Raw genomic sequence first — 23,998 nt, 5'->3', positions numbered from 1 at the left:
ATTTACCCATTTTATTAGGTTTAAACACTATTTATGGTGATTGGTGGGCAATGCCCACCCTACATTTAGGGTTAATTTTCTCTATTTTAATAATTTTTCTGATAAGGTTAAAGTAATGAGCGATCGCAATAATAATAAAGTAAATAACCCCGTTAATCCGAATAAAATCACCGCCCATGAGTGATAAATAGTTGAAATGAGAAGGATGCCATTAAGTAAAGAAAAACCCGTTAAACAAGTGTAAATTAGGGCTTTAAGAGCTAAATAAATAGTTTTTGTGATTCTCTCATTTTCTAAAGAACGTATCCTAATTTGTAACTCTCCTTGTTCTAATCTTTCTTGAAAATTTTGGATAGTGTTTTCTAAACGAGAAGGCTTCTGTAACTGTTGTTGTAGAAACATTTTTCCTTGACGGGCAATAGTTACAATTATATTGCTGGGTGTAGTAGAACGGGCAATATTACGAATAAAAGGTTGACTGGCGGACAAAAGACTGTATTGTGGATCTAAGTTACGAGCAATACCGTCAAGGGTAGTTAAGGCTTTAATGATAAAAGTCATTTGCGGTGGTAAACGGAAGGGTTGTTGTTCAAACATAATATAGATTTCTGCACTAATTTCACGAAAAGCGTTAATATCTACAGGTTTATCGAGAAAACGAGTTAAAGAAAAGCTAATTAAGCGTTTTATCGCCGTCATGTCTCCCATAGGTTCAATTAATCCCATATATACTAATGTATCTAAAACTTGATCAGCGTCTTTTCGCATCATGGCAAAAAACGTTTGTACCATTTGTTCTTGTGCTAATCCCTTAACCTCCGCCATCGCACCAAAATCATAGAAAATAATTGAACCATTATTGTTAACTGCCATATTACCGGGGTGAGGATCAGATTGAAAAAATCCGTCAATTAATAGTTGTTTTAAATAAGTACAAATTCCTAATTCAATTAATGGTTTAACGGGGATATTTTTTTCTATTAATGTATCTATATCATTAATTTTAATACCGGGTAAATATTCTAAAGTTAAAACTTTTTTTGTCGTATATTGCCAATAAACTTTAGGGACAATTATCCGTTTATCTTCTAAGAAATTTAAGCGAAAACGATCCGCATTTTGTCCTTCTTTGATATAATCTATTTCAGCAAATAAAATACTAAAAAATTCTTCATATATTAATTTTAAATTATATTTTTTAAATCCAATAATAAAGCGATCGCCAAAACTAATAAGAGTTTTTAAAACTTGAAAATCTAACTTAAATAACTTTTCTAAACCTTGTCTTTGTACCTTAATTACTACCTTTTCACCTGTGTTTAAAATTGCTAAATGAACTTGCCCTAAACTAGCCGCAGCAATAGGTTCAGGTTCAAACTTATGATAAATATTATCTATTTTTTCTCCTAATTCTTCTTCAATAATACTAATAGCATCTTTGGATAAAAATGGAGGAACTCTATCTTGTAGCTTACTAAATTCTTTAATATACTCTAAGGGAATTAAATCAGGGCGAGTTGACAAAGCCTGACCAATTTTGATAAAAGTAGGACCTAGTTTAATTATCTTTTTTACTAACCATTTTGCCCTTTTTTGATATTGAATACTAGACTTATTTTGACGAATAAAATCAATAAAAATAAAGAAAGAAAACTGTAAAGTCACCAGTAGAATATCCCCTTGACGATGAAAAGGAGAATAATTTTGATAATCCCAAGATAAATTATATTGTAAAGATCTCATTCATTCGATAATTGTGGAAAAATAAGAGTAAAAGTATTAAGATAATTATTTGATTTAATTAAGGATATACTAGAAACATTAATTATACCGTTTAAATTTTGTACTAAAGATTTAACTAAAGCCAACCCTAGCCCTGTACCACTATTAGTAATATTTTGTATTTGTATTCCTTGATAAAAAGGTTGAAAAATCTGTATTTGTTCATCAGTATTAATCAAACATCCATAATTACTAATTTCGATAATATTATCAGATTTTTCTTGATAAATTCGTAATTTAATATCTGTTTGGGGAAGAGAAAATTTACTAGCATTATGAAGTAACTCTTTGATGATTAAAGTAATGCTATTTAAGTCAGTATAAATATAATTTAATTGATTATCAATAATAAATTTTATTTGTTTATAATGTAACTCTTGAGAAAAAGAATTATATAAATCATCTAATAAAGGTTTAAGATATATTTTTTGATGTTCAATAGTTAATTTATTTGATTCTAATTCTTGTAAAGTTAAAAGATTGTTAACCAAATTAATTTCCTTTTCGCATTCATCTTCAAGAATATCTAAATAACGAATACTTTGTTGATTTTTATTAATTAATTTTAGCATTTTTATCCCCATTTTCATATTTGATAAAGGAGTTTTTAAAGCATCACTAAGACTAGCAATAAATTCATCTTTAATCATATTTAAACGTTTTAATTCTTCAATATGATCTCGCATTCTTTGTCCTAATTTGGCTTGTACATCTAAACTTACTTGTAGTTGTGTTGTTCTTTCATCAACTAATGATTGAACTTTTGCCAAAGTTTGTTGATTAAGAATAGATGATGTAACCTGTTTTGCCATCCATTTTCCTACTTCAATTTCTGATATTTCCCAGCTTCGAGATTGATAGTTTTGCATTACTAATAAACCAAGAATTAAAGGCTTATAATTTCGAGAATTACGTTTAACAAAAAGAGGAATAATTAATAAAGATTGAAGTAAAGTTAAATCAAAAATATCAAAAATATCATTATTTATATTCAAATTATTTAGTTGTTTTTTATCTTTAATCTTAATCAAAGAAGGTGATTTTTGCCAACCATAACAAGTTAAAGGAGAATCTGATAATTGATAAGAAATAATTTGTTTTTCATTGGTATCGTCTAAGTTTAATTGCCAATTATAAACAACTTCTACTATTGCCGAAGGAATTGATTTTAGATGAATATTAATAGGTAAATATTCATACTTAAATCTTAAAATCAAAAAGCGATCTAGTTTAAGTATTTTTGCGGTTGTAGCAAGATCATCATCAAAAATACCATCCATTATTTTATATAGTATAAATCTAAACAGCTAAGGTTTATTATATTAATAATTTAAAAAAAATAAAATAATCAAGAGAATTTAATTTATCACGTTAAAATAAAAACATTAACAATCTTACTGATGAAAATAAATGAATACTATCTCACCACCAGAATTAATTATTCCCGAATCTAATCTTGATCGAGATTGTACCACCTTATCTCGTCATGTTTTACAAAGTTTAAAGAGTTTTTCCCCAGATGCTTACGATTTAAGCGCTATTATGAGTCGCATTGCTTTAGCTGGAAAATTAATTTCTCGCCGTCTTAGTCGCGCTGGTTTAATGGAAGATGTTTTAGGCTTCACAGGGGAGACAAATATTCAAGGGGAATCCGTCAAAAAAATGGATACCTATGCCAATGAAGTCTTTATTTCTGTGTTTAAACAAAGTGGCTTAGTGTGTCGTTTAGCTTCAGAAGAAATGGATAAACCCTACTATATTCCTGAAAACTGCCCTATTGGTAGATATACTTTACTTTATGATCCTATTGATGGTTCATCTAATGTTGATATTAACTTAAATGTAGGCTCAATTTTTGCGATTAGACAACAGGAAGGGGAAGATTTAGACGGAGAAGCAACAGATTTATTACAAAACGGTAGTAAACAAATTGCCGCAGGTTACATTCTCTATGGTCCTGCTACAGTCTTAGTTTATACTATGGGTAATGGTGTACACTCTTTCTTTTTAGATCCTAGTTTAGGAGAGTTTATCTTAGCACAAGAAAACATCAAAATACCAGATCATGGTTCAGTATATAGTGTTAATGAAGGAAATTTCTGGCAGTGGAATGATTCTTTTCGCAATTATACTCGTTATGTTCATCGTCAAGAGGGCTATACTGGGCGTTATAGCGGTGCATTAGTGGGAGATATTCACCGTATTTTAATGCAAGGGGGAGTATTTTTATATCCCGGTACAACGGAGCAACCTGAAGGTAAACTAAGATTACTATACGAAACTGCACCTTTAGCCTTTATCATCGAACAAGCTGGAGGTAAAGCATCCGATGGAATTAATCCTATCCTCGATATTATACCCTCTAAAATTCATTATCGAACTCCAGCCATTTTAGGAAGTAAAAATGAAGTAGAATTAGTCGAATCATTTATCGAAAAATAATTGATAATTAACTTAGTCAAAAAACTTTAATTTTAAGGAGAAAACAATCCTTTTTTTTGATATAATCTTCTTGATTAAATACTTTTTATATTATGATTAAAGCAATTGTCACCGATATTGAAGGTACAACCAGTTCGATTAGTTTTGTTCATGATGTTTTATTCCCTTATGCTTATGATAAAATGGCAGATTTTTTAATTAAAAACTGGGATAATTCATCAATAAAAAACATAATTTTAGAAGTAGCAAAACTAGAAAATTTAACTAATTATAATCAACAACAAATAATAACTATTTTGAGAGATTGGATTAAAAATGATTTTAAAATAACTCCTCTCAAAGATATTCAAGGTATGATCTGGGAAGAAGGTTATAAAAATGGGGATTATCAGTCTCATGTTTATGAAGATGCTTATCAAAAACTATCTTTTTGGCATAGTCAAAATATCCCTATTTATATCTATTCTTCAGGTTCATGTTATGCTCAAAAACTATTCTTTAAACATTCACAATATGGTAATTTATTAAATTTATTTACTGGTTTTTTTGATACTAATATTGGCGGCAAAAAAGAAGCTAATTCTTATAAAAATATCGCTAATAATATTGGTTTAAATACTGAAGAAATAATTTTTTTATCTGATATAGAAGCAGAAGTAAACTCAGCTTTTTCCGTGGGCATGAAAACTGTTTGGGTAATTAGAGATGAAAGTATATTTAATGAGAAAAAAAATAGTAATTATCCTCATCAAATAACTAATAATTTTGGCTCTACTACTTTGAATATGATAAATTATGTCTAAAAAAAGGTGTCAGGTAGCAGGTATTAGGTTAAATTCAAACTGTTAATTTATAATAATTGCATTTTTAAAATACTCAAAGCCATACTGATTAAAGTTTACATTAATTATTTTCTATTAATTTGTCATAGCTACTGTAGGAGAGCCATAATTTTCACCAAATTAAATATAACAATTCTATAGGAGTTGAAGTAAGGAAGAACAATTAAACTAAACAGATATGTAACCGTCATTACCTAAAATTTTTTCACTTTGATAAACTTGCTACAAACTGCATAAAGACTATAGTTCATGATGGAAACATTTTGCGAATAATCAACTATGAATCTATCTACATTCATTCTCATTGCTTTAGGAATTGGTATCGCTTTCGGAACTTTTATTAACACGACTTTTCCTGCTAATGTTAGTAATTTAGATCACTATTTTCTCCTCCCCGTGGGAGAATCTTTTTTGCGTTTGATTCAGTTTTTGGTAATGCCTATTGTTTTTTCCTCCCTAATTATGGGATTTTCTCGTATTCAAAATGCTTCACAGGTAGGACGTTATACCGCTAAATTATTAAGTAGTTATGTGATAACAACAGCTATTTCTGTTTCCATTGGTATGGGAGTAGCATGGTTTTTACAGCCGGGTAACGGACTTTCAGGCTTCCAAATTCCAGAAACTATGGGCGTATCTGAGCCTCCCTCCATAATTGATTGGCTAGTTAGTCTAATTCCCATTAATCCCCTTGAGGCTTTGAGTGAAGGTAATCTGCTTCAAATTATCTTTTCGGCGGCGATTTTTGCCGTAGGGATTCAACTTGCTGGAGAAAAGTCTAAGCCTTTTGTCAATTTCATGGAAAGTGTTTATAACATCAGTGAAAAATCCCTGTCAATAATTCTTTATACCGCCCCTTTAGGGGTTTTTGCTTTAATTAGTTCAGTAATTGCTACCCAAGGCATTGGATTAATTCTCAAGTTGCTGGTTTATGTATTGGGATTACTATGTGCTACTTTATTAATGACGGGGTTTTATGTCATTATTTTGGTGATTCTTAAAGAGCAACCTGTTAAATTTTTTAGTAGTGTGTCTGAAGCATTAATTTTAGCATTTGGTACAGCTAGTTCTAATGCCGCTTTACCAGTATTATTACAAAATATTCAAGAGAAATATGGACTTAATGAGGAAATTGCCAGTTTTGCTATTCCCCTTGGCACTGCTTTAAAACGAGATGGTGCAGCGATTTTACAAGGTTTTAATGCTCTGTTTATTGCTCAAATTTATCATGTACCTATAACTACTTCTTTAATAACTGCCATTGCTCTTAGTAGTTTATTAGTATCTTTTAGTACACCCGGAGTACCCGGCTCAGCTTTAATCACTATGGCTACAGTTTTATCCGCTTCTGGATTACCCTTAGAAGGAATTGCTATCGTGGCAGGAGTTGATAGATTAACCGATGGATTTAAAACTGTCATTAATCTTATTGGTAATAGTGTAAATGCCATTGCCCTCAGTCATTGGGAACAATCCCCACAAAATGTAAACTTAGATACCGTTAGTTAAGAAAAAAATTCAGTTGTCCTACCTTAAATAAAAATTTATGGGTAGGCACAAGATTTTAGTCATATTTGCAACTAAGAAATGAAATAAGACGAATAGAATAGCCTTAAAAACGTTTTTCTGGATATAAACTAAAAACTCCTTCCGCCGATGGTTGACAAATTCCTCTTTCTGTGATTAATCCTGTAATCAGTCTTGCAGGAGTTACATCAAAACCATAGTTAGCTACTGGACTATTTTCTGGTGCTACAAGTACTTCTTTAATTTCTCCATCATGTAATCCTTTCATATATTTAACCTCCCTCCCATCTCTTTCTTCAATGGGAATTTGTTTCACTCCGTCGCTGATTTCCCAGTCAAAGGCTGAATATGTCAAGGCAACGTAAAAAGGAATGTTATTATCTTTCGCCGCCACTGCTTTTAAATATGTCCCGATTTTATTTGCTACATCTCCCGTGTAAGTTGTGCGATCGCTACCAGTAATTACAATATCGACTAAGCCGTGTTGCATCAGATGCCCTCCAGCATTATCAGGGATAATAGTATGAGGTACTCCTTCTTGCCCTAATTCCCAAGCTGTAAGGGTTGAGCCTTGATTTCGTGGGCGTGTTTCATCTACCCAAACGTGAACTTTAATACCTCGTCGATATGCTTCATAAATAGGGGAAGTGGCTGTACCATTATCAACGCAACCCAACCAACCAGCATTACAATGGGTGAGGATATTGACGACTTCTCCGTGTTTTTTTTGACTTATATCCTCAAGGAGTTTAACGCCGTGTTTACCGATATTCTGACAAAAACTGACATCTTCTTCGGCGATGGTTTGAGCAATTTTTGCACTATTTTCGATTATCAGATTTATATTATCATTTAAAGTAACAATTTTTTCTAGTTGACGATTAACCGCCCATGCCAAATTTACTGCGGTTGGACGAGTAGCTTTTAATTTTTTTCCTGCTAAATGTAGAAATGTTTGAATATCTTTGACTTGATTTTTTTTTGCTTCCAAACTAGCAAGATACATTCCATAAGCGGCTGCTGCTCCGATTACTCCTGCACCACGAACGTGCATCTCTTTAATAGCTGTGCAAACTTGTTCAAAAGTGGCTAAATCTTCGATAATTAATTGATGAGGTAAATAGCGTTGATCTATAACTTGAATTATACTATTATCTTTAGGATGTAGCCAAATTGTCCGATAAGGTTTTCCGTTAACATTCATAAATAATTACTAAAAAAACAGCATTTTCTAGTTTAATCAATTATCAATTAAAAACAGAGAAGAATCTATTATTTATGATCAATTAGCCATTTTCAATTATATATTGCTAATTATCTATTTGTGATATACTATTTTTGTCTTCAATCTCTCCTTAGCTATGGATTATCTTGTTTCTCCTTCTCATCCTCCTGATAAATTAGCCTTGAATCACACCATCAAATTAGGTGTTATGGCTTCAGGTAGCGGTAGTAATTTTGAGGCGATTGCTCAAGCGATAAATAAGGGGGAGTTAAATGCTAAAATTGAAGTCTTAATATATAACAATCCGTCGGCGAAAGTAAAGGAAAAAGCAGATAGATTAAATATTCCTTCCATATTATTAAATCATCGTAACTATTCCCATCGAGAAGCATTAGATCAAGCTATCGTAGAAGTATTTAAAGTCAATAAAGTGGAATGGGTTGTGATGGCTGGTTGGATGAGAATTATTACTGACGTGTTATTAAATGCTTTTCCCCATAGAGTAATTAACATTCATCCGAGTTTATTACCTAGTTTTAAAGGAATTAATGCCATTGAAAAAGCCTTAAAATCACGGGTAAAAATTACAGGTTGTACCGTACATTTAGTAGATTTAGAAGTTGATAGCGGTCCTATTTTAGTACAAGCGGCAGTACCTATTTTACCAGATGATACAGCAGAAACGTTACATCATCGTATTCAAATTCAAGAACATCGTATCATAACCCAAGGTATTGCACTAGCGGCGTTAAAGTCATAGATAAAAGGAAATAAAAATGCAAGAAACCCGTTTAAACTCGTTATTGAGTAAGTTTTTTAGTCAATTTAATAATTTCTTTACTAACCCTTGGCGTAAATCATCTTTAACGATAATTTGTTTATTAGGAGGATTTTTTTTAGCTTCAGCATTTTCTACTTCCGCAGGACAAGTTGGTTTATTAGATATGACAATGGCAGTAGTTTTTTTATTGTCAACAGAAATTATCAGTTTTTTTGTTTATCGTCGTCGTAATTCTAATAATAAATCATTATGGGTTGATTTGTTAAATTCAACAAAAATAGGTTTTACTTATGGACTTTATTTAGAAGCATTAAAACTCAATTCTTAACATTAATAGTTATCAAATTTTACTTTTTTATCTATAAATCTATTCTTTTTTCTTAATATTGACAATAACGCTAGTTACATAAAGACTAAACTATAATAAAACTATGGTATCTTAAGCTATAGAAAATATTTTTAACACAAATTAACAGGATATTTTAACTGAATAATATTGCTTTAATTTTTAATTAGTTTATTAAAATTATAATGAAAAAATTTATTATTATTGATCATTCTTTACAGGATTTACAGGGACATCATTATGAGTGTAGTTTGTCAGTTGCAGAGGCAGCTCAAAGACGAGGTTATAAACCAGTTATTATCGCTAATAAAAAATTTTCTTCTTCTTTATATCCTGATAATATTCAAGTAATTTCTGTCTTTAAAGTAGATTGGTTTAATAATTCTACTCAACCATTAAATATTTTTCAAAAACAACTTAAAAGATATATTAATAATCAAGAAAATAGCAGTTTTGTTAATGGCATTAAATATTATCAAGAAAAGATTAATTATCAAATTTTTAAACTAAAGTTAACTCAACCTAAAACAAGAGGAATTTTAGACAAAATAGAAGGAAGTTTATTTAGATTAAGTAAATGGATAAAAAAGGATATTAATTTAATTAAAAATATTCCTTTTACCCATACTCTTTGGGGAATCTTAAAAATAATTTGGGGTGTAACTAGGTTTAGTTTTAAAATTACTAAAAAAGTTATCGATAAGATTATCAAAAAATTAGTAAATATCGAAAGTAATTCATTTATTGAGTCTTTTCGTCAAATTATTAATTCTTTAAAACTTACTCCAAATGATCATGTTTTTATTCATACTTTAAGTATCGAACAATTAGAAGCAATCTTATATTTTTTACAAGGAAAAGAGTTAAATAATTTACCACAATATCATATCATGCTTAGACGAGATATTGATGATAATTTAGTTAAAAATGCTGAAGGAATAGGAATTAAGGCTTGTTTATCACAATTTTATCAATGTCAATTATTCCCAAAAAAAGTAAAATTTTATACTGATACACCACAATTAGTTAATCGTTATAATAGTCTTTCTCCCGTAAAATTAATAGAAATTCCTGTACCATTTAGACAAGAAATTTTACGAAAAAATAACATATCAAAAATAGAAAATAAGCCTTTACATTTAGTTTATTTAGGAGATGCGAGAATTGAAAAAGGTTATTTATATTTACCTCCTATAGTAGCTGATTTATGGGAAGATTATTTAGTCACAAAAAAAATTAGAATAACTATTCAATCTAACTTTAATATTAATAGTGGTGAAAAAGGAATTTTAGCTAGTAGATTACAACTTGAAGAATATCCTCAAGACATGGTAAAAGTTATTAAAAATTCCATGACAACAGAGGAATATTATCAATTATTAATAAGTGCAGATTTATTGATTATTCCCTATGATATTAATAGTTATCGTCATCGTACATCGGGAGTTTTAACAGAATCTTTAGCCGCAGGAAAACCCGTAATTGTACCGGCTAATAGTTGGTTAGCGAGTCAATTAGATGAAAGTCGAGGAGGCATTTATCAAAATCCTGAAGATATTAGTAAAACTATTCTTAAAGTAATTAATAACATTAGTGAATATCAAAAAAATGCGGAAAAATTTAGTATTAATTGGCGAAAAAAACATTCTCCTGATAGTTTAATTGATTGTTTATTAACAGAAGTAAATTTTAAAGATAATTCTGTGATTTCTTTGGATAATAAAAAAGAAAAAATCAATCTAGTTACCTCCCCAAAGTTATTAATGATTATTCGAGGAGATAGTTTATTAACTTTAGATATAAATGGGCAAATTATCCTTAGTCATTTACAATATTTATCAGAATGTAACTATCAACTTTTATTAATTATTTATTCTCTCGATACGTCATCATCCGAAAAAGAAAAAAATAAATTTAGTCATTCAATTAAATCTATTCTTAATCAAGATAAATTTAAAGAAATATGGTTTTTATATTCACAAAATTCTCCTCAATTGATTAATGGTTTAGACAAAGAAAAATATTTTAGCAATGTTTACCATAATCAAATAACTTTTACAAGAAAATTAATTGAAGTTAATAGTTTATTTATTCCTGATAGTTTAATTAATTATTTACAAAAAGAGAATTTAGATACTATTTTTATTGATTCTATTATCAGTGAAAATATAGTTAATAAATTAGCCTTAAATAATCTTCCTATTATTTGTCAAGTGTCAGATTTATTATCTTATCAATCAGCTATTGAAAATAATCAAAATATTGATAATAATGAATGGGAAATAGAATTAAATTTATTTAGTAAAGTAAAAGTTATTTTAGTCAAGAATAAACACCAAGGAGAAAAACTTATTAGTTATAATCCTTCTTTAGTAGCTTATAATTTACCTAGTTTTAATAACTTAGTATCAGAAAGTAGATTTATAAATAATAGTAAAATTATTAACTTTATTTGGGGTAAAAATAAACTAGAATATCAACAGATAATTAATAATGCTTTAAAAATTACTTTAGGGAATAAAATTATTAAAAATAACCTCAGTCAAGGAGGAGAAAAAATAGCAATATTTTATCCTTGGGGAGATATTTTAGAACGAAAAGCAGGGGCAAGTCAACGGGTTGGATTATTAATTGATTATTTACAAGAAAAAGGCCATTCTGTATGGTTATTTACAGTAGGAGAGGAAAAAGACTTAATTTTAGATAATGTGCGTTATAGTTTTTATGATCAAAATTTTGACGGTTTAGAGTTAATAAATCAAGTTTATACGAATAGCTATAATTCCTTAGTCACCATTAATTCATTGACAGAATTTGAAACTAATAATCACCAGAATAATCAAATATTAACAAATAATTTTCAAGAAATTTCAGAAGATTGGCGTTTAAGTATGTATAATCAATTTCCCTTTGATGATAACTTTAAAAAATCTATAACAAATATCATAGATTGGGCAGATATTGTCATTTTAGAATATCCTTTTTGGGCAAAAATTGTTAGTAAAATTTGTCAGGAAAAAAATATTAAATTAATTATTACTGCCCACGATATTTTATGTCAACAAGTATCTAAAAATTCTCCTATTTATCAAATCTTATTAGCAGAAGAAATCTCTAGTTTAAAAACAGCAAATAAAGTAATTTGTGTCTCAAAAGAAGATCAACAATTTTTATCACAATGGGGTATAAATAGTAAAGTTGTTTCTAATCCTGTTAACATCAATTTATCAGTAATAAATCATCAAGAAAAATATTTTAATCTTTATCCTTGGTTAACAGAAAATTATTGTTTATTCGTGGGAAGTGGACATTTTCCTAATATTGAAGCAGTAAAAGAAATAAAAAAAATAGCTAATAATTATCAGGGAAATCCTTGTAAATTTATTATCATTGGTAGTTGTTGTTTAGCAGAAAATAATGATTATTTTATCTCTTTAGGAAAAGTTGATTTAGAGTTATTAACTATAGTCTATCAACAGGCTAAATTAATATTAGCACCGATGTTATCAGGTACAGGATCATCTTTAAAAATAATGGAAGCAATGAGTTTTAATAAAGTTATTTTAGGCACAAAGATCGCCTTTCGTGGATATGATATAATCAATAAAACTCACGCTATTATTGAAGATAATTTAACTCAATATCCTGCTATCATTTCTCAACTTTTAACTAATAATAAAGAATTAAATTTCATTGGTAATAATGCTAAAAAATTAGCTCAAAATTATGATTATAAGGAATTATATCAAGATTATTTAGATTTTTAAATCAAGTTTGAGGTGATTATTATTATTTTACTTTACTAACTATATAACTAAGTGATAGAATAATTATGTAGTTAAAAAAAACAGGGTGAAAAAATGCTATTTCGTCAATTATTTGATCAAGAAACATGGACTTATACTTATCTCATAGCGGATATTGAAACAAAAGAGGCGGCGTTAGTTGATCCTGTATTAGAACAAGTATCCAGAGATTTAAAGTTAATTGGTGAGTTAGGTTTAACCTTAAAATATTCTATTGAAACTCATGTTCATGCTGATCATATTACTGGTACAGGTGAATTGAGAAAATTAACCCATTGTTTAGGTATTGTCCCCGAAAAAGCTCAGGTAAACTGTGCGGATCGTCACATAATTGACGGGGAAATTTTAATGTTAGGGAATATTGATATTAAAGCCATCGCCACTCCCGGTCATACAAATTGTCATTTCTCTTATTTAGTGAATAATACCCATTTATTAACGGGAGATGCTTTATTTATTAGAGGTTGCGGTAGAACTGATTTTCAGAGTGGCAATTCTGGTAATTTATATGATTCTATCACACAAAGATTCTTTACTTTATCTGATGATACTTTAGTTTATCCCGGTCATGATTATCATGGTCATACCCTATCGACTATCGGCGAAGAAAAAGAATTTAATCCTCGTATTTCCCATAAAAATCGTGAAGATTTTATCAAGATAATGGACAATCTTAATTTACCTAATCCTAGCAAAATTATGGAGGCAGTACCAGCTAATCAATTATGTGGAAAAGTTTAATAATTATTTACTTTTAAAATTTCTAATATTATTAACATTAAAATAACTTTATTAGGTAAAAATTGTCATGAATAAAACTTTATTAGAAACAACAATAAAATTGATTAATCCTCAAGAATTAATGGAAAAATTAATCAAGGAATCAGTTTTTTTAGTAGATGTTAGAGAGGAGGAAGAATATAATTTTGGTCACATTTGTACTGCTATTCTTAAACCTTCATCTCAATTTCACCCAGAGGAATGGTTACATCATCATAATATTATCCTTTATTGTCGCTCAGGCAAACGTTCTCATCAAATAGCGGAAAAATTAATAGCTTTAGGTATTACATCTGTTACTGAACTAGAAGGTGGTATTACAGCATGGCAACAAGCCAATTTTCCTCTGGTAAAGTGATTTAAAAAATATTATGCGGTTAACTTTTGGTTTATTTTTAGGGATTTTTGTTGGCTTAACCCTCGGATTAATCGGCGGTGGAGGCTCAATTTTAGCTGTTCCTATTCTTAAATATGTCATTGGTGCTTCAACAAAAGAAGCCATTGCCATGAGTTTATTTATAGTGGGAATTGTAAGTATTATTGGTTTAATACCCCATTGGCGACAGGGAAATGTCAATTTTTCTATAGCCTTAATTTTTATTCCTCCTGCCATGATAGGAAGTTTTTTAGGTGCAAAAATTAGTGATTTACCCATTATAAATGAGACAATTCAACTCATTAGTTTTGGCATTATTATGTTACTTGCTAGTATCTTAATGATTCTTAAAAGTAACCAAAAATATGAAAATAAGGATATAATTTTACCTGAAAAAAAAGAGATTATTAAGAATAAATATAGTCAACTTTTTATCACAATTATTGAAGGGTTTGGGGTTGGAATTTTAACAGGATTTGTAGGAGTTGGCGGAGGATTTTTAATTATTCCAGCCTTAGTTTTAGTGGGAGGAATACCTATGAAAGAAGCAGTGGGTACATCTTTAATTATTATTGCTTTTAATTCCGTTAGCGGTTTTGCTGGTTATTTAAACCAAGTGAATTTAAACTGGTTACTAATGATTAGTTTCACCGTCGCCGCTAGTATAGGAATTATTATGGGAGGGTATTTATCAGAAAAAATTAACGCTAAATATTTACAAAAAGGATTTGGTTATTTTGTCTTAACCGTTGCAATTTTTATTTTAATTGTTCGTTAAAATAAGTCATTTAAAATTATTGTAATGTGATAATAAGTTGTAAATTTTAAAAAGATTTTAGCTATTTATAGTTACTTTTCAATCTTTAATTACTCATCAACAATTTAGGATTGCTGTAACTAAGTAGGCAAAATAAAAAGTAAAATTTATTTTAGGATGGAAAACGTTAATTTCTTAACTCATTACTCATTACTTATTACTCATTACTTATTATTCATTACTCATTACTCCACTTCTGCAAAAAGTCTAATACTTATTTATTTGATTTTTGTTGTTGTTGATAGAGGTAAAAATAACGCCCCATCATAGCCATTAATTCTTGATGAGTACCTTTCTCTACAATTGAACCATTATCCATAACTAAGATTAAATCAGCATTTTGAATTGTACCTAAACGATGGGTAATAAATAATACTGTACGATCTTGGAAAGCATGAATTAAATTTTGACATACTTGAGCTTCTGTATTATAGTCTAACGCACTTGTGGCTTCATCTAAAATTAACATTCTTGGATTTTGTAACACAGAACGAGCGATCGCAATACGTTGTCTTTGCCCACCTGAGAGAGAAGCGCCTCTTTCACCGACTCTGGTATTATAACCGTTAGATAAATTCATGATAAATTCATGGGCAACAGCAACTTGAGCCGCTTTAATGATTTCTTCTGTGGTAGCATCAGGACTGGTTAAAGCAATATTTTCTAAAATTGTACCATCAAATAACAAACTTTCTTGGGGTACTACTCCTATTTGACGACGTAAAGAATACAATTCCACACGGTTAACGTCATAGCCATCAATCAAAATACGCCCTGATTCAGGCTCATAAAGTCGAGAAACCAGCTTTGTCATGGTACTTTTTCCAGCGCCACTTTCTCCCACAATACCGACAAATGTACCCGCAGGAAACTCGATACTAACGTTATTTAATTGTAAAGGGCCATGGGGTTTAAAACGAAAACAGACATTATCATATTTTAAAGTGCCTTGAATGGAGGGCATAGGAATGTTATCTCTATCTTCCTCCGCTTCTTGAGGATGATCTACAATATCAGCTAAACGTTCAAGAGATAAAGCAGTTTGTTGAAAATTTTGCCATAGTTGAGCGAGACGTAAAATCGGTGAAGTAACATAACCTGAGATAATACGGAAAGCGATTAATTGCCCTAAAGTTAAGTCTCCTTTCAATACTAAATAAGCACCAACCCATAATACTAGGAGTTGTGATAATTTATTTAAAAAGTTACTCGCTGAACCTGCTAAAGTTTGAGTAATAACAGTTTGAAAACTTGTACCGACATATTTAGCATAACGCTCTTGCCACTCCCAACGGGATTTTAATTCGATATTTTGAGCTTTAACGGTTTGAATCCCTGACATAATTTCTACCAGATGGGATTGAGTTTCAGCGTTACGCTCGGCTTTTGCTCGTAGTTGACGACGAATCAAAGGAGAAAATACAAGGGTTAGAAGCACGAAAATAGGAATAATACCCAAAGCCACAAAAGTTAATAATGGGCTATAAACGAACATAACCGCAATATAAATAACGGAGAAAATGGCATCTAAAACCACTGTTAAAGCAGTTCCTGTTAAAAATGACCTAATATTCTCTAACTCGTTAATACGGGTAGAAATTTCTCCGACAGGACGCTTTTCAAAGTATCTAAGAGGTAAGCGTAAAAGGTGATCGATAATATCCGAGCCTAAAGTCATATCGATGCGATTGGTTGTATCTGTAAAAGAATACGTCCGCAAAGTGCTTAAAATGGCTTCAAATACCGCCAAAACCACTAAAAATATACCTAAAACTTGCAAGGTATCAGGGCTATTTTGCACAATTACTTTATCAATGATAATCTGAATCATTAAAGGATTAGCAAGGGCAAATAATTGAACAAAGAAGGAAGCAATAAAAACTTCTATTAAACTCCATTTATATTTAATTAAAGATGGTACAAACCAACTTAAACCAAATTTTTCTTGGGCAGTTTCTTTGGTTAGTTTGAGGAGTAAAACCTTACCTTCTTGCCCCCAAATTTCGAGAAAATCATTAGTTTTATATTCTCTTACAGCACCACGACGAGGATCTGCTACTACAATAGTTTTATCACTGGTAGCATAGATAACCACTAAACTATCAGATAATTTTGTTAAAAAAGGGCCTTCTAAACGTCCAAAAGCACCAGCAGGAAGCCCTATTAATTGAGCATTTAAGCCGATTAATTCAGTAATTGCCCCACAAATATCAAGAGATAAACGTCCTCCTCTATGTACTTGTTCTTTTATAATACGAACTAAAACCTCCCCTCGATAAGGAATTTTATAGTATTTTGTAAGCATTCGCATACAAGCAATACCAATTTCTGCCTCTGTTTTTCCACTAAAAAAAGGATAGTTTTTCAGAGGTTTTTTACTTTCTTTGGTTAAAGAAGAGGGTTGTTTTTGTAGGAGAGTAGAATCGGCGATGGGAATATCTTGATTATCCATCAACACCGAGGGGGTAACAGTGGGAGTTTTATTCTCTTTATGGGAATTATCATCCGCCCAAACGTCTTCTATTTCTTCTGTTTCAACGGTAATATTGTCAATATTTTTAAGATTGTATAATTCTTGAGATTTCGGTAATTGTAAGGAAATAAAGCGACAATCACTATCAAGGGTTAATTTAGTATTTGATGGTACTTCTGAACCTATTTCTTGATCTTTAATTGTGCCACTACTCAATACCCAGATTTGATTTTCAGGAGGAGGAGGTAATTGTTGTTGTTTTCCTGAAGATAAATTATAAACTTGAGTATAATTAAGAGCTTGTTGGGTTAATTTTTTAAGATTACCTTCACCGATAGCGTGATGAATAAATTGATAGCTTAATAAGTTGAAGATTTCAATTAAACCTGCTTGATTTTGATAATACTCTTTCAATGATGGATGTTTATTGACTAACTTTAAAAATTTCTCTCTATCTAAAGTTAAGGCGATTACTTCTGTGGAGGCAATGGCAGTTTCTGAAGGAAATCCTCTAATTAAACTTTCCCAACCGATAACGCAACCATTACTCAAAAGCTGTAAACTAATAGGTTGACTATTAAGAGTATCATAAGCAATACAACGGGCTTGACCTTCGTAGATTATAGCAATATGAGGTGGAATTTTCTCTTTGATTAGCATAATCTGTCCCATTTCATATTTTAATGGTTGAAAATGCTCAGATAATTCTTGAAGTGTATTTTGTGATAATTGTTTAAAAGGCTCAATAGTAGCAAGAAACTCTCCTACTGAACTAACAGTATATACCATGATTAATAATTGTTCAGAAATTTAAGTAATTTTGATTTTAAGATTTTTTATATAGTTAATCGTAATTTTAAACCGAAAATATCAGATTTTATTGATGATTAATTAACTAAGATTGAACAAAATAGGATTAAGAGATATTATTAATTAACCTTGGATCATTTTTTATTCTCTGCTAAGTTGAAATTTTACTTGTTTTTGTAATTGTTCATTCAGCCAGTTATTAAATAATTCATCTAATAATCTACGTTTCATATTTCCATCTAATGGTGCGACTAAATATTTCTCTAATCGTAAAATAACATTCCATTCACCGATTCTCATGGGTGGCAAAACTTCCCCAGGTTGAGATGTCATGAGTTTTTGTGCAATTTGTGGATGTGGTACACTTAACTCCACAGGCCCCATTAATCCACCTGTTTCGGCTTCTGCACCTTGAGAATATGCCCTTGCTATTTCTGAAAATTCTTTTTCTCCTTCACAGATACGAAAATATAATTCTTGTGCTTGTCCTACGTTTGTTGTCCTAATTAATGAGTAAACTATCTTGTCTAGTTGGTTTTTTCTTTTTAAATAATAAGATTCTATTTCATTACTCCATGTTTCTTCTTTATATTTTTCTAGTTTAGTATTTCTTAAAATTCTTTGTTGTAATTGTTCCCTTGTCAAATAATTTCTTTCTAACCATCCTTGTAATTTTTCAGTATCATTAGGATTTAGTTGCATTTGCATAAAGAATTGTTGCTCCGCCATCGCTGTTTCTTCTGGGCTACATTGGATATTGGCGATCGCCTGATCTAAAATAATCTCCCTAGCTAAAGGCGCAATCATTTGTTTTTCAGCTAAAAGAGGAAAAATATTTTCAGGAGTAATAATAATATTACCTACTTCCATTTTATAAGTCATATAAATTGATTAATAAAGATAACGAAAATACTATAGCAAAGATAGGAGTAATGAGTAATGAGTAATGAGTAATGAGTAATGAGTAATGAGTAATGAGTAATGAGTAATGAGTAATGAGTAATGAGTAATTAATTCCTAATATTTACGATTCTTTACAAAATGACGAAAATTTGATATAAAATGTATCAATTTGAAAGAAAAACCAAGAGGTAAAAGCTCTCTATGTATATTGTTCATATTGCTTCAGAGTGCGCACCTGTAATTAAAGCAGGGGGATTAGGAGATGTCGTTTATGGGTTAAGTAGAGAAATCGAAAATAGAGGTCATACAGTCGAAATTATTTTACCTATGTATGATTGTATGCGTTACGATCATATTTGGGGTTTACATGATGCTTATAAAGATTTATATGTGCCTTGGTATGATGGGGCAATTCATTGTTCTGTCTATTGTGGTTGGGTACATGGCCGACTATGCTTCTTTATTCAACCCCATTGTGAGGATAATTTCTTTAATCGAGGTTGCTACTACGGAGAAAATGATGACGATATGAGGTTTGCTTTTTTCTCGAAAGCGGCTTTAGAATTTCTTTTTATTAGTAATAAACGCCCAGATATTATCCATTGTCATGATTGGCAAACAGGATTAATCCCTGTCATGTTATATGAGATGTATAAATGGCATGGTATGGCAAATCAAAGAGTTTGTTATACTATCCATAACTTTAAACATCAAGGTATTTGTGGCTCTGAAATATTAGAAGCTACGGGGTTAAATAATGCTCCTTATTATTATAGTTATGATCGTCTCAAAGATAACTTTAATCCTTTTGCTTTGAATATGATGAAAGGAGGTATTGTTTATTCTAATCACGTTAATACCGTTTCTCCTCACCACGCATGGGAAGCAAGATATAGCGGTGTGAGTTATGGTTTAGGTCATACTTTAGAACTTCATCACTATAAATTTAACGGTATTCTCAACGGAATTGATTACAATATTTGGAATCCTGAAATAGATACTTTTATCCCTTATCAATACAATATCAGTGATATTAGTAATAAAGCTAAAAATAGACAAGCCTTAAGAGAAAGACTATTATTAAAAGATGATAAAAAACCTATTGTGGCTTATATTGGCAGACTTGATCGTCAAAAAGGTGTGGAATTAGTACATCATTCTTTATACTATTCTCTCCATCATAATGCGCAATTTGTCTTATTAGGTTCAGCGACTGAGTCTTCTATTAATAGTTGGTTTTCCCATGAAAAATACTTCCTCAATAATAACCCTGATTGTCATTTAGAGTTAGGTTTTAATGAAGAATTAGCCCATTTAATTTATGCTGGAGCTGATATAATTGTCGTACCTAGTGACTATGAACCTTGTGGCTTAACTCAAATGATTGGTTTAAAATATGGTACAGTTCCTGTAGTTCGTGGTGTTGGTGGTTTAATTGATACAGTTTTTGATAAAGATAATGATCAAAATCATCAAGAAACCCAAAGAAATGGATTTGTTTTTTATCAAACGGATCATAATGCCTTAGAATCAGCTTTAGGACGAGCGATCGCATTATGGTATCATAATCCTAAAGAATTTGAAAAACTCCAAAAAAAAGGGATGGAATATGACTATTCTTGGAAAAACCCTGGGCAAAAATACATTGATTTATATGATTTTTTACGCCATAAATAAGGTATCAGGTATTAGATTAGACTTCTTGCAGAATTGGAGTAATGAGTAATGAGTAATAAGTAATAAGTAATGAGTAATGAGTAATGAGTAATGAGTAATGAGTAATGAGTAATGAGTAATGAGTAATGAGTAATGAGTTAAGAAATTAACGTTTTCCATCCTAAAATAGATTTTACTTTTTATTTTGCAAGAGGTCTATTAAATTAAAACTGTTAAATTATAACGTTTATATTTTTATCATAACTGTTATAGAAGAGTCATAAATAATAATAACAATTAACAATTAACAATTAATAATAATATTTCAGAAAAAATAACTCTTAAGATTGCGTAAAAAATAGTTTTATTCCACATTTTTGAATTTCATCTTATTTTCATATTTATTTGACAGTATAAAGAGTGAAAGAGATTCTAGTTTTAAAAATGAGGTAAAACTTAATTATGAGGCAAAATAAGCTCAATAGACGCAAATTCCTGCAATTTTCAGGAGGATTTGCTAGTTTTATTACCTTACATCAAATTCTTCCCGTTTCTGCTAAAGAGAAGAATGTTGAAGAAGATATTATTAATTTACAAGTAGAAAAAACTGAGATTACCATTGGCGATGTTATAACGATGGGTTATACTGTCAATAATAGTTTACCAGCTCCAACGATTCGCTTAAAAGAAGGGCAAACTGCGACAATAAAAGTAACCAATAATCTTAAGGAAGATACCTCAATTCATTGGCATGGTTTAATTTTACCAGCAAATATGGATGGAGTGCCGGGGGTAAGTTTTCGAGGGATAAAACCAAAAGAAACTTTTACTTATCAATTTCCAGTAACTCAAAACGGTACTTATTGGTATCATAGCCACAGTGGAATGCAAGAACCTTTAGGACATTATGGCGCTATAATAATTGAACCTCGTGATGGCGATCCTTTCGAGTATGATCGAGATTATGTTATTTTACTGTCAGATTGGAGTTTTGAGAATCCCCACGCAATTCTCGCTAATTTGAAAAAAATGCCTACTTATTATAATTATCAGCGTCGCACTGTGGGTAATTTAGTGCAAGATTGGGAATGGAAACAAATGCGTATGGATTCTTCTGATATTGCTGACGTGACGGGGGCAACTTATACTTATCTTTTAAATGGTAAAACGGCGGATAAAAATTGGACGGGAATTTTTCAACAGGGTGATAAAATTAGACTAAGATTTATTAACGCCTCCTCCATGACATTTTTTGATGTGAGGATTCCGGGGTTAAAGATGACAGTATTACAAGCTGATGGTCAAAATGTACAACCAGTCACGGTAGATGAATTTAGGATGGGAGTAGCCGAAACCTATGACGTAATTGTTGAACCAACTACCCAAGAGGCTTATACTATATTTGCCGAGACAATGGATCGCAGTGGTTATGTTCGAGGTACACTAGGGATAAAAGAAGGATTATCTGCTGAAATTCCAGCCCGAAGAGAGCGCCCTTTGCGTACAATGGCAGATATGGGGATGGATCATAATATGGTAGGAATGGATCATAATACCCATAATATTTCATCTTCTGTTACTACAGATCATAGTAGTCATAATTCTTCATTATCGGATCATAGTAACCATAATCAACCAAAAAATGATATGTCGAATATGAGTCACAATGATCATGATATGTCGAATATGTCAGGAATGAATCATGATAACCATGACATGAGTCAAAATCAACCCTTAGATTTTTCTTGGCAACCTCATGGGAAAAATAATCATGGTTTAGGAAATGCGGCTACGCCAATGATGGTAAAAAATCGTTTAAATGAAGCAGGAATTGGCTTAGAAAATGCACCTCATAAAGTGTTAGTTTATACGGATTTAAAAAGTCTTAAACCCCTAAAAAATAAAAGAAAACCAGATAGAGAAATTGAGTTACATTTAACTGGTAATATGGAACGTTATATGTGGTCATTTGATGGGAAAAAATACTCTGAAGATAAACAAATAAACTTTAATTATGGCGAAAGATTAAAGCTAACTTTTGTTAATGATACCATGATGGAACATCCCATACATTTACATGGAATGTGGATGGAATTAGTTAACGGTAATGGTATTTATCAACCTCGAAAACATACCATAATTGTTAAACCAGCAGAAAAATTATCTACAGAAATTGATGTTGATGCTAAAGGAAAATGGGCTTTTCACTGTCATTTAATGTATCACATGGATGTAGGAATGTTTAGGGTTATTAATGTTATCGGTTAATCTTAGGTTGATTTAAACAATGTGCAACCAATCAAAAATCTTTATATATTCTTGTGGGATTTCTCTTCTTCAACCCAACCGACAATTAAAATTTTTATAAACAAAAATAGTATTAATATTAATGTCCAAAATTATCAAAAGATATTCGTTATTAAGTGTAATCTTATCTATAAATTTTATCTTGTTTTCGCAAAATAGTAAAGCGGAAAAAGTTAATAATATTAACATAAAAAATTCTATTAGTATTGATAGTTTTAATTCGGAAAATACCATCAAAGATAAACAACTTTTTTTTCAAGATATTAAACATAATAATTTTATACATCAAGAAAAAAACTTTATTTTTGCTCAACATAATCATAACAGTGAATCAGATTTTGGTGAACCTATCCATGATAATCAAATTTTTTCTAATGTACTTTTTGATCAATTAGAATATCAGGTAAATGATAGCCAAAATATTTTTAATTGGGATGTTAGCGGTTGGGTTGGTGGTGATTATCAAAAACTTGTCTTTAAAACTGAGGGTGATGTTAGTTTAGATGATGGTAACGGTGAAGCGGAATTACAACTTTTATACAGTAAACAAATTTCTCCTTACTGGGATTTTCAGGCTGGTTTACGTTACGATCAATTATACGGTAATAAAGGAAATAGTCGAGGTTTTGCCGTTATTGGAATACAAGGATTAGCACCTTATTTTTTTGATATTGATAGCGCTTTATTTATTAGTAATCAAGGGGATATTTCCGCTAGATTTAAAGCTGAATATGAATTATTACTTTCTCAAAAATTAATTTTACAACCGAAAATTGAAACTAATTTAGCTATTCAAGAAGTCAAAGAATTTGACATTGGTAGTGGTATTAATAACTTGGAGTTGGGATTAAGATTACGTTACGAAATTAATCGACAATTTGCTCCTTATATTGGTGTTAGTTGGAATAAACTTTTTGGTAATACGGCTAATTTTGCTGAAAAAAAAGGAGAAAGTAGCGATGATGTAAAATTTGTCATGGGTGTTAGATTGATGTTTTAAATTATTTAATCAAACAATTTCTAGTATTTTTCCTTAATTTTATTAATTTTCATTCTAATTTCATTTTTATCAGGCAAAATTAAAGATAATAAAAAAGGGGGTTAATTCCCCTCTTTAAGTAAATA

The 23,998-nt window shown here is 30.5% G+C and carries 17 protein-coding genes; 12 read left to right on the top strand and 5 right to left on the bottom strand.

The window, feature by feature from the left end:
• Positions 1 to 81: 81 nt before the first annotated feature.
• Positions 82 to 1,743 carry an ABC1 kinase family protein gene (locus tag ACEW8E_RS12665; protein WP_373480711.1) on the bottom strand — a complete coding sequence of 554 codons (1,662 nt, stop codon included), beginning with the start codon at positions 1,741 to 1,743 and terminating at the stop codon, positions 82 to 84.
• Entirely contained in the window at positions 1,740 to 3,062 is a 1,323-nt protein-coding gene (locus tag ACEW8E_RS12660) for a sensor histidine kinase (protein ID WP_373480710.1), read from the bottom strand. The genes ACEW8E_RS12665 and ACEW8E_RS12660 overlap by 4 nt, the downstream gene beginning before the upstream one ends.
• Positions 3,063 to 3,192: 130 nt before the next feature.
• Here ACEW8E_RS12660 and fbp point away from each other — a divergent pair, with 130 nt between their 5' ends.
• From fbp to ACEW8E_RS12645, 3 genes are all read left to right on the top strand, one after another.
• Positions 3,193 to 4,224, top strand: coding sequence for a class 1 fructose-bisphosphatase (gene fbp / locus ACEW8E_RS12655; protein ID WP_373480709.1), 1,032 nt, complete (start codon positions 3,193 to 3,195; stop codon positions 4,222 to 4,224).
• Between the two features lie 92 nt (positions 4,225 to 4,316).
• Positions 4,317 to 5,027 (top strand): acireductone synthase, encoded by a 711-nt coding sequence (gene mtnC / locus ACEW8E_RS12650; RefSeq protein WP_373480708.1) that lies wholly within the window; start codon positions 4,317 to 4,319, stop codon positions 5,025 to 5,027.
• Positions 5,028 to 5,345: 318 nt separating this feature from the next.
• Complete coding sequence (locus ACEW8E_RS12645) at positions 5,346 to 6,575, top strand: dicarboxylate/amino acid:cation symporter (protein WP_373480707.1); 1,230 nt, start codon at positions 5,346 to 5,348, stop codon at positions 6,573 to 6,575.
• A 103-nt stretch (positions 6,576 to 6,678) separates the two neighbouring features.
• On the opposite strand, the gene mtnA is transcribed toward ACEW8E_RS12645, so the two are convergent.
• Complete coding sequence (gene mtnA / locus ACEW8E_RS12640; protein ID WP_373480706.1) at positions 6,679 to 7,797, bottom strand: S-methyl-5-thioribose-1-phosphate isomerase; 1,119 nt, start codon at positions 7,795 to 7,797, stop codon at positions 6,679 to 6,681.
• Positions 7,798 to 7,954: 157 nt separating this feature from the next.
• On the opposite strand from mtnA, the gene purN reads away from it, so the two are divergent.
• The 6 genes from purN to ACEW8E_RS12610 all read left to right on the top strand — a co-directional run bounded on the left by purN (position 7,955) and on the right by ACEW8E_RS12610 (position 14,685).
• Complete coding sequence (gene purN / locus ACEW8E_RS12635) at positions 7,955 to 8,578, top strand: phosphoribosylglycinamide formyltransferase (RefSeq protein WP_373480705.1); 624 nt, start codon at positions 7,955 to 7,957, stop codon at positions 8,576 to 8,578.
• Between the two features lie 16 nt (positions 8,579 to 8,594).
• Positions 8,595 to 8,927 (top strand): DUF565 domain-containing protein, encoded by a 333-nt coding sequence (locus ACEW8E_RS12630; protein ID WP_373480704.1) that lies wholly within the window; start codon positions 8,595 to 8,597, stop codon positions 8,925 to 8,927.
• A 203-nt stretch (positions 8,928 to 9,130) separates the two neighbouring features.
• Positions 9,131 to 12,712, top strand: a complete 3,582-nt coding sequence (locus ACEW8E_RS12625) for a glycosyltransferase (RefSeq protein WP_373480703.1) — start codon at positions 9,131 to 9,133, stop codon at positions 12,710 to 12,712.
• Positions 12,713 to 12,805: 93 nt separating this feature from the next.
• Positions 12,806 to 13,492 (top strand): MBL fold metallo-hydrolase, encoded by a 687-nt coding sequence (locus tag ACEW8E_RS12620; RefSeq protein ID WP_373480702.1) that lies wholly within the window; start codon positions 12,806 to 12,808, stop codon positions 13,490 to 13,492.
• 67 nt (positions 13,493 to 13,559) lie between these two features.
• Entirely contained in the window at positions 13,560 to 13,889 is a 330-nt protein-coding gene (locus ACEW8E_RS12615; RefSeq protein WP_373480701.1) for a rhodanese-like domain-containing protein, read from the top strand.
• A 13-nt stretch (positions 13,890 to 13,902) separates the two neighbouring features.
• The gene (locus ACEW8E_RS12610) at positions 13,903 to 14,685 is read left to right on the top strand and encodes a sulfite exporter TauE/SafE family protein (protein ID WP_373480700.1); all 783 of its coding nucleotides are present in this window, start codon (positions 13,903 to 13,905) and stop codon (positions 14,683 to 14,685) included.
• Between the two features lie 253 nt (positions 14,686 to 14,938).
• Here ACEW8E_RS12610 and ACEW8E_RS12605 read toward each other — a convergent pair whose 3' ends face one another.
• Together ACEW8E_RS12605 and ACEW8E_RS12600 are read right to left on the bottom strand one after the other, a co-directional pair.
• A complete protein-coding gene (locus ACEW8E_RS12605) occupies positions 14,939 to 17,986 on the bottom strand; it encodes a peptidase domain-containing ABC transporter (RefSeq protein ID WP_373480699.1) in 3,048 nt (1,015 codons plus the stop codon).
• Between the two features lie 162 nt (positions 17,987 to 18,148).
• Entirely contained in the window at positions 18,149 to 18,889 is a 741-nt protein-coding gene (locus ACEW8E_RS12600; RefSeq protein ID WP_373480698.1) for a peptidylprolyl isomerase, read from the bottom strand.
• 222 nt (positions 18,890 to 19,111) lie between these two features.
• Between ACEW8E_RS12600 and glgA the strand changes: the two genes are divergently transcribed.
• The 3 genes from glgA to ACEW8E_RS12585 all read left to right on the top strand — a co-directional run bounded on the left by glgA (position 19,112) and on the right by ACEW8E_RS12585 (position 23,873).
• On the top strand, positions 19,112 to 20,587 hold the full coding sequence (gene glgA / locus ACEW8E_RS12595) for a glycogen synthase GlgA (RefSeq protein WP_373480697.1): 1,476 nt from the start codon (positions 19,112 to 19,114) through the stop codon (positions 20,585 to 20,587).
• Between the two features lie 441 nt (positions 20,588 to 21,028).
• Positions 21,029 to 22,834, top strand: coding sequence for a copper resistance system multicopper oxidase (locus tag ACEW8E_RS12590; protein ID WP_373480696.1), 1,806 nt, complete (start codon positions 21,029 to 21,031; stop codon positions 22,832 to 22,834).
• A gap of 181 nt (positions 22,835 to 23,015) precedes the next feature.
• Positions 23,016 to 23,873, top strand: coding sequence for a copper resistance protein B (locus ACEW8E_RS12585; protein WP_373480695.1), 858 nt, complete (start codon positions 23,016 to 23,018; stop codon positions 23,871 to 23,873).
• Positions 23,874 to 23,998: the final 125 nt, after the last annotated feature.

The organism is Geminocystis sp. (assembly GCF_041753295.1).
Lineage (GTDB): Bacteria > Cyanobacteriota > Cyanobacteriia > Cyanobacteriales > Cyanobacteriaceae > Geminocystis.
The sequence above is the reverse complement of the archived record's forward strand: the minus strand, read 5'-3'. Positions and strand labels throughout refer to the sequence as shown.

Coding starts and splice junctions, on each gene's coding strand:
- mtnC (WP_373480708.1), top strand. CDS start 4,317: ATGATTAAAGCAATTGTCACCGATATTGAAGGTACAACCAGTTCGATT.
- fbp (WP_373480709.1), top strand. CDS start 3,193: ATGAATACTATCTCACCACCAGAATTAATTATTCCCGAATCTAATCTT.
- ACEW8E_RS12665 (WP_373480711.1), bottom strand. CDS start 1,743: ATGAGATCTTTACAATATAATTTATCTTGGGATTATCAAAATTATTCT.
- ACEW8E_RS12625 (WP_373480703.1), top strand. CDS start 9,131: ATGAAAAAATTTATTATTATTGATCATTCTTTACAGGATTTACAGGGA.
- glgA (WP_373480697.1), top strand. CDS start 19,112: ATGTATATTGTTCATATTGCTTCAGAGTGCGCACCTGTAATTAAAGCA.
- mtnA (WP_373480706.1), bottom strand. CDS start 7,797: ATGAATGTTAACGGAAAACCTTATCGGACAATTTGGCTACATCCTAAA.
- ACEW8E_RS12645 (WP_373480707.1), top strand. CDS start 5,346: ATGAATCTATCTACATTCATTCTCATTGCTTTAGGAATTGGTATCGCT.
- ACEW8E_RS12630 (WP_373480704.1), top strand. CDS start 8,595: ATGCAAGAAACCCGTTTAAACTCGTTATTGAGTAAGTTTTTTAGTCAA.
- ACEW8E_RS12605 (WP_373480699.1), bottom strand. CDS start 17,986: ATGGTATATACTGTTAGTTCAGTAGGAGAGTTTCTTGCTACTATTGAG.
- ACEW8E_RS12615 (WP_373480701.1), top strand. CDS start 13,560: ATGAATAAAACTTTATTAGAAACAACAATAAAATTGATTAATCCTCAA.
- ACEW8E_RS12620 (WP_373480702.1), top strand. CDS start 12,806: ATGCTATTTCGTCAATTATTTGATCAAGAAACATGGACTTATACTTAT.
- purN (WP_373480705.1), top strand. CDS start 7,955: ATGGATTATCTTGTTTCTCCTTCTCATCCTCCTGATAAATTAGCCTTG.
- ACEW8E_RS12600 (WP_373480698.1), bottom strand. CDS start 18,889: ATGACTTATAAAATGGAAGTAGGTAATATTATTATTACTCCTGAAAAT.
- ACEW8E_RS12660 (WP_373480710.1), bottom strand. CDS start 3,062: ATGGATGGTATTTTTGATGATGATCTTGCTACAACCGCAAAAATACTT.
- ACEW8E_RS12610 (WP_373480700.1), top strand. CDS start 13,903: ATGCGGTTAACTTTTGGTTTATTTTTAGGGATTTTTGTTGGCTTAACC.
- ACEW8E_RS12590 (WP_373480696.1), top strand. CDS start 21,029: ATGAGGCAAAATAAGCTCAATAGACGCAAATTCCTGCAATTTTCAGGA.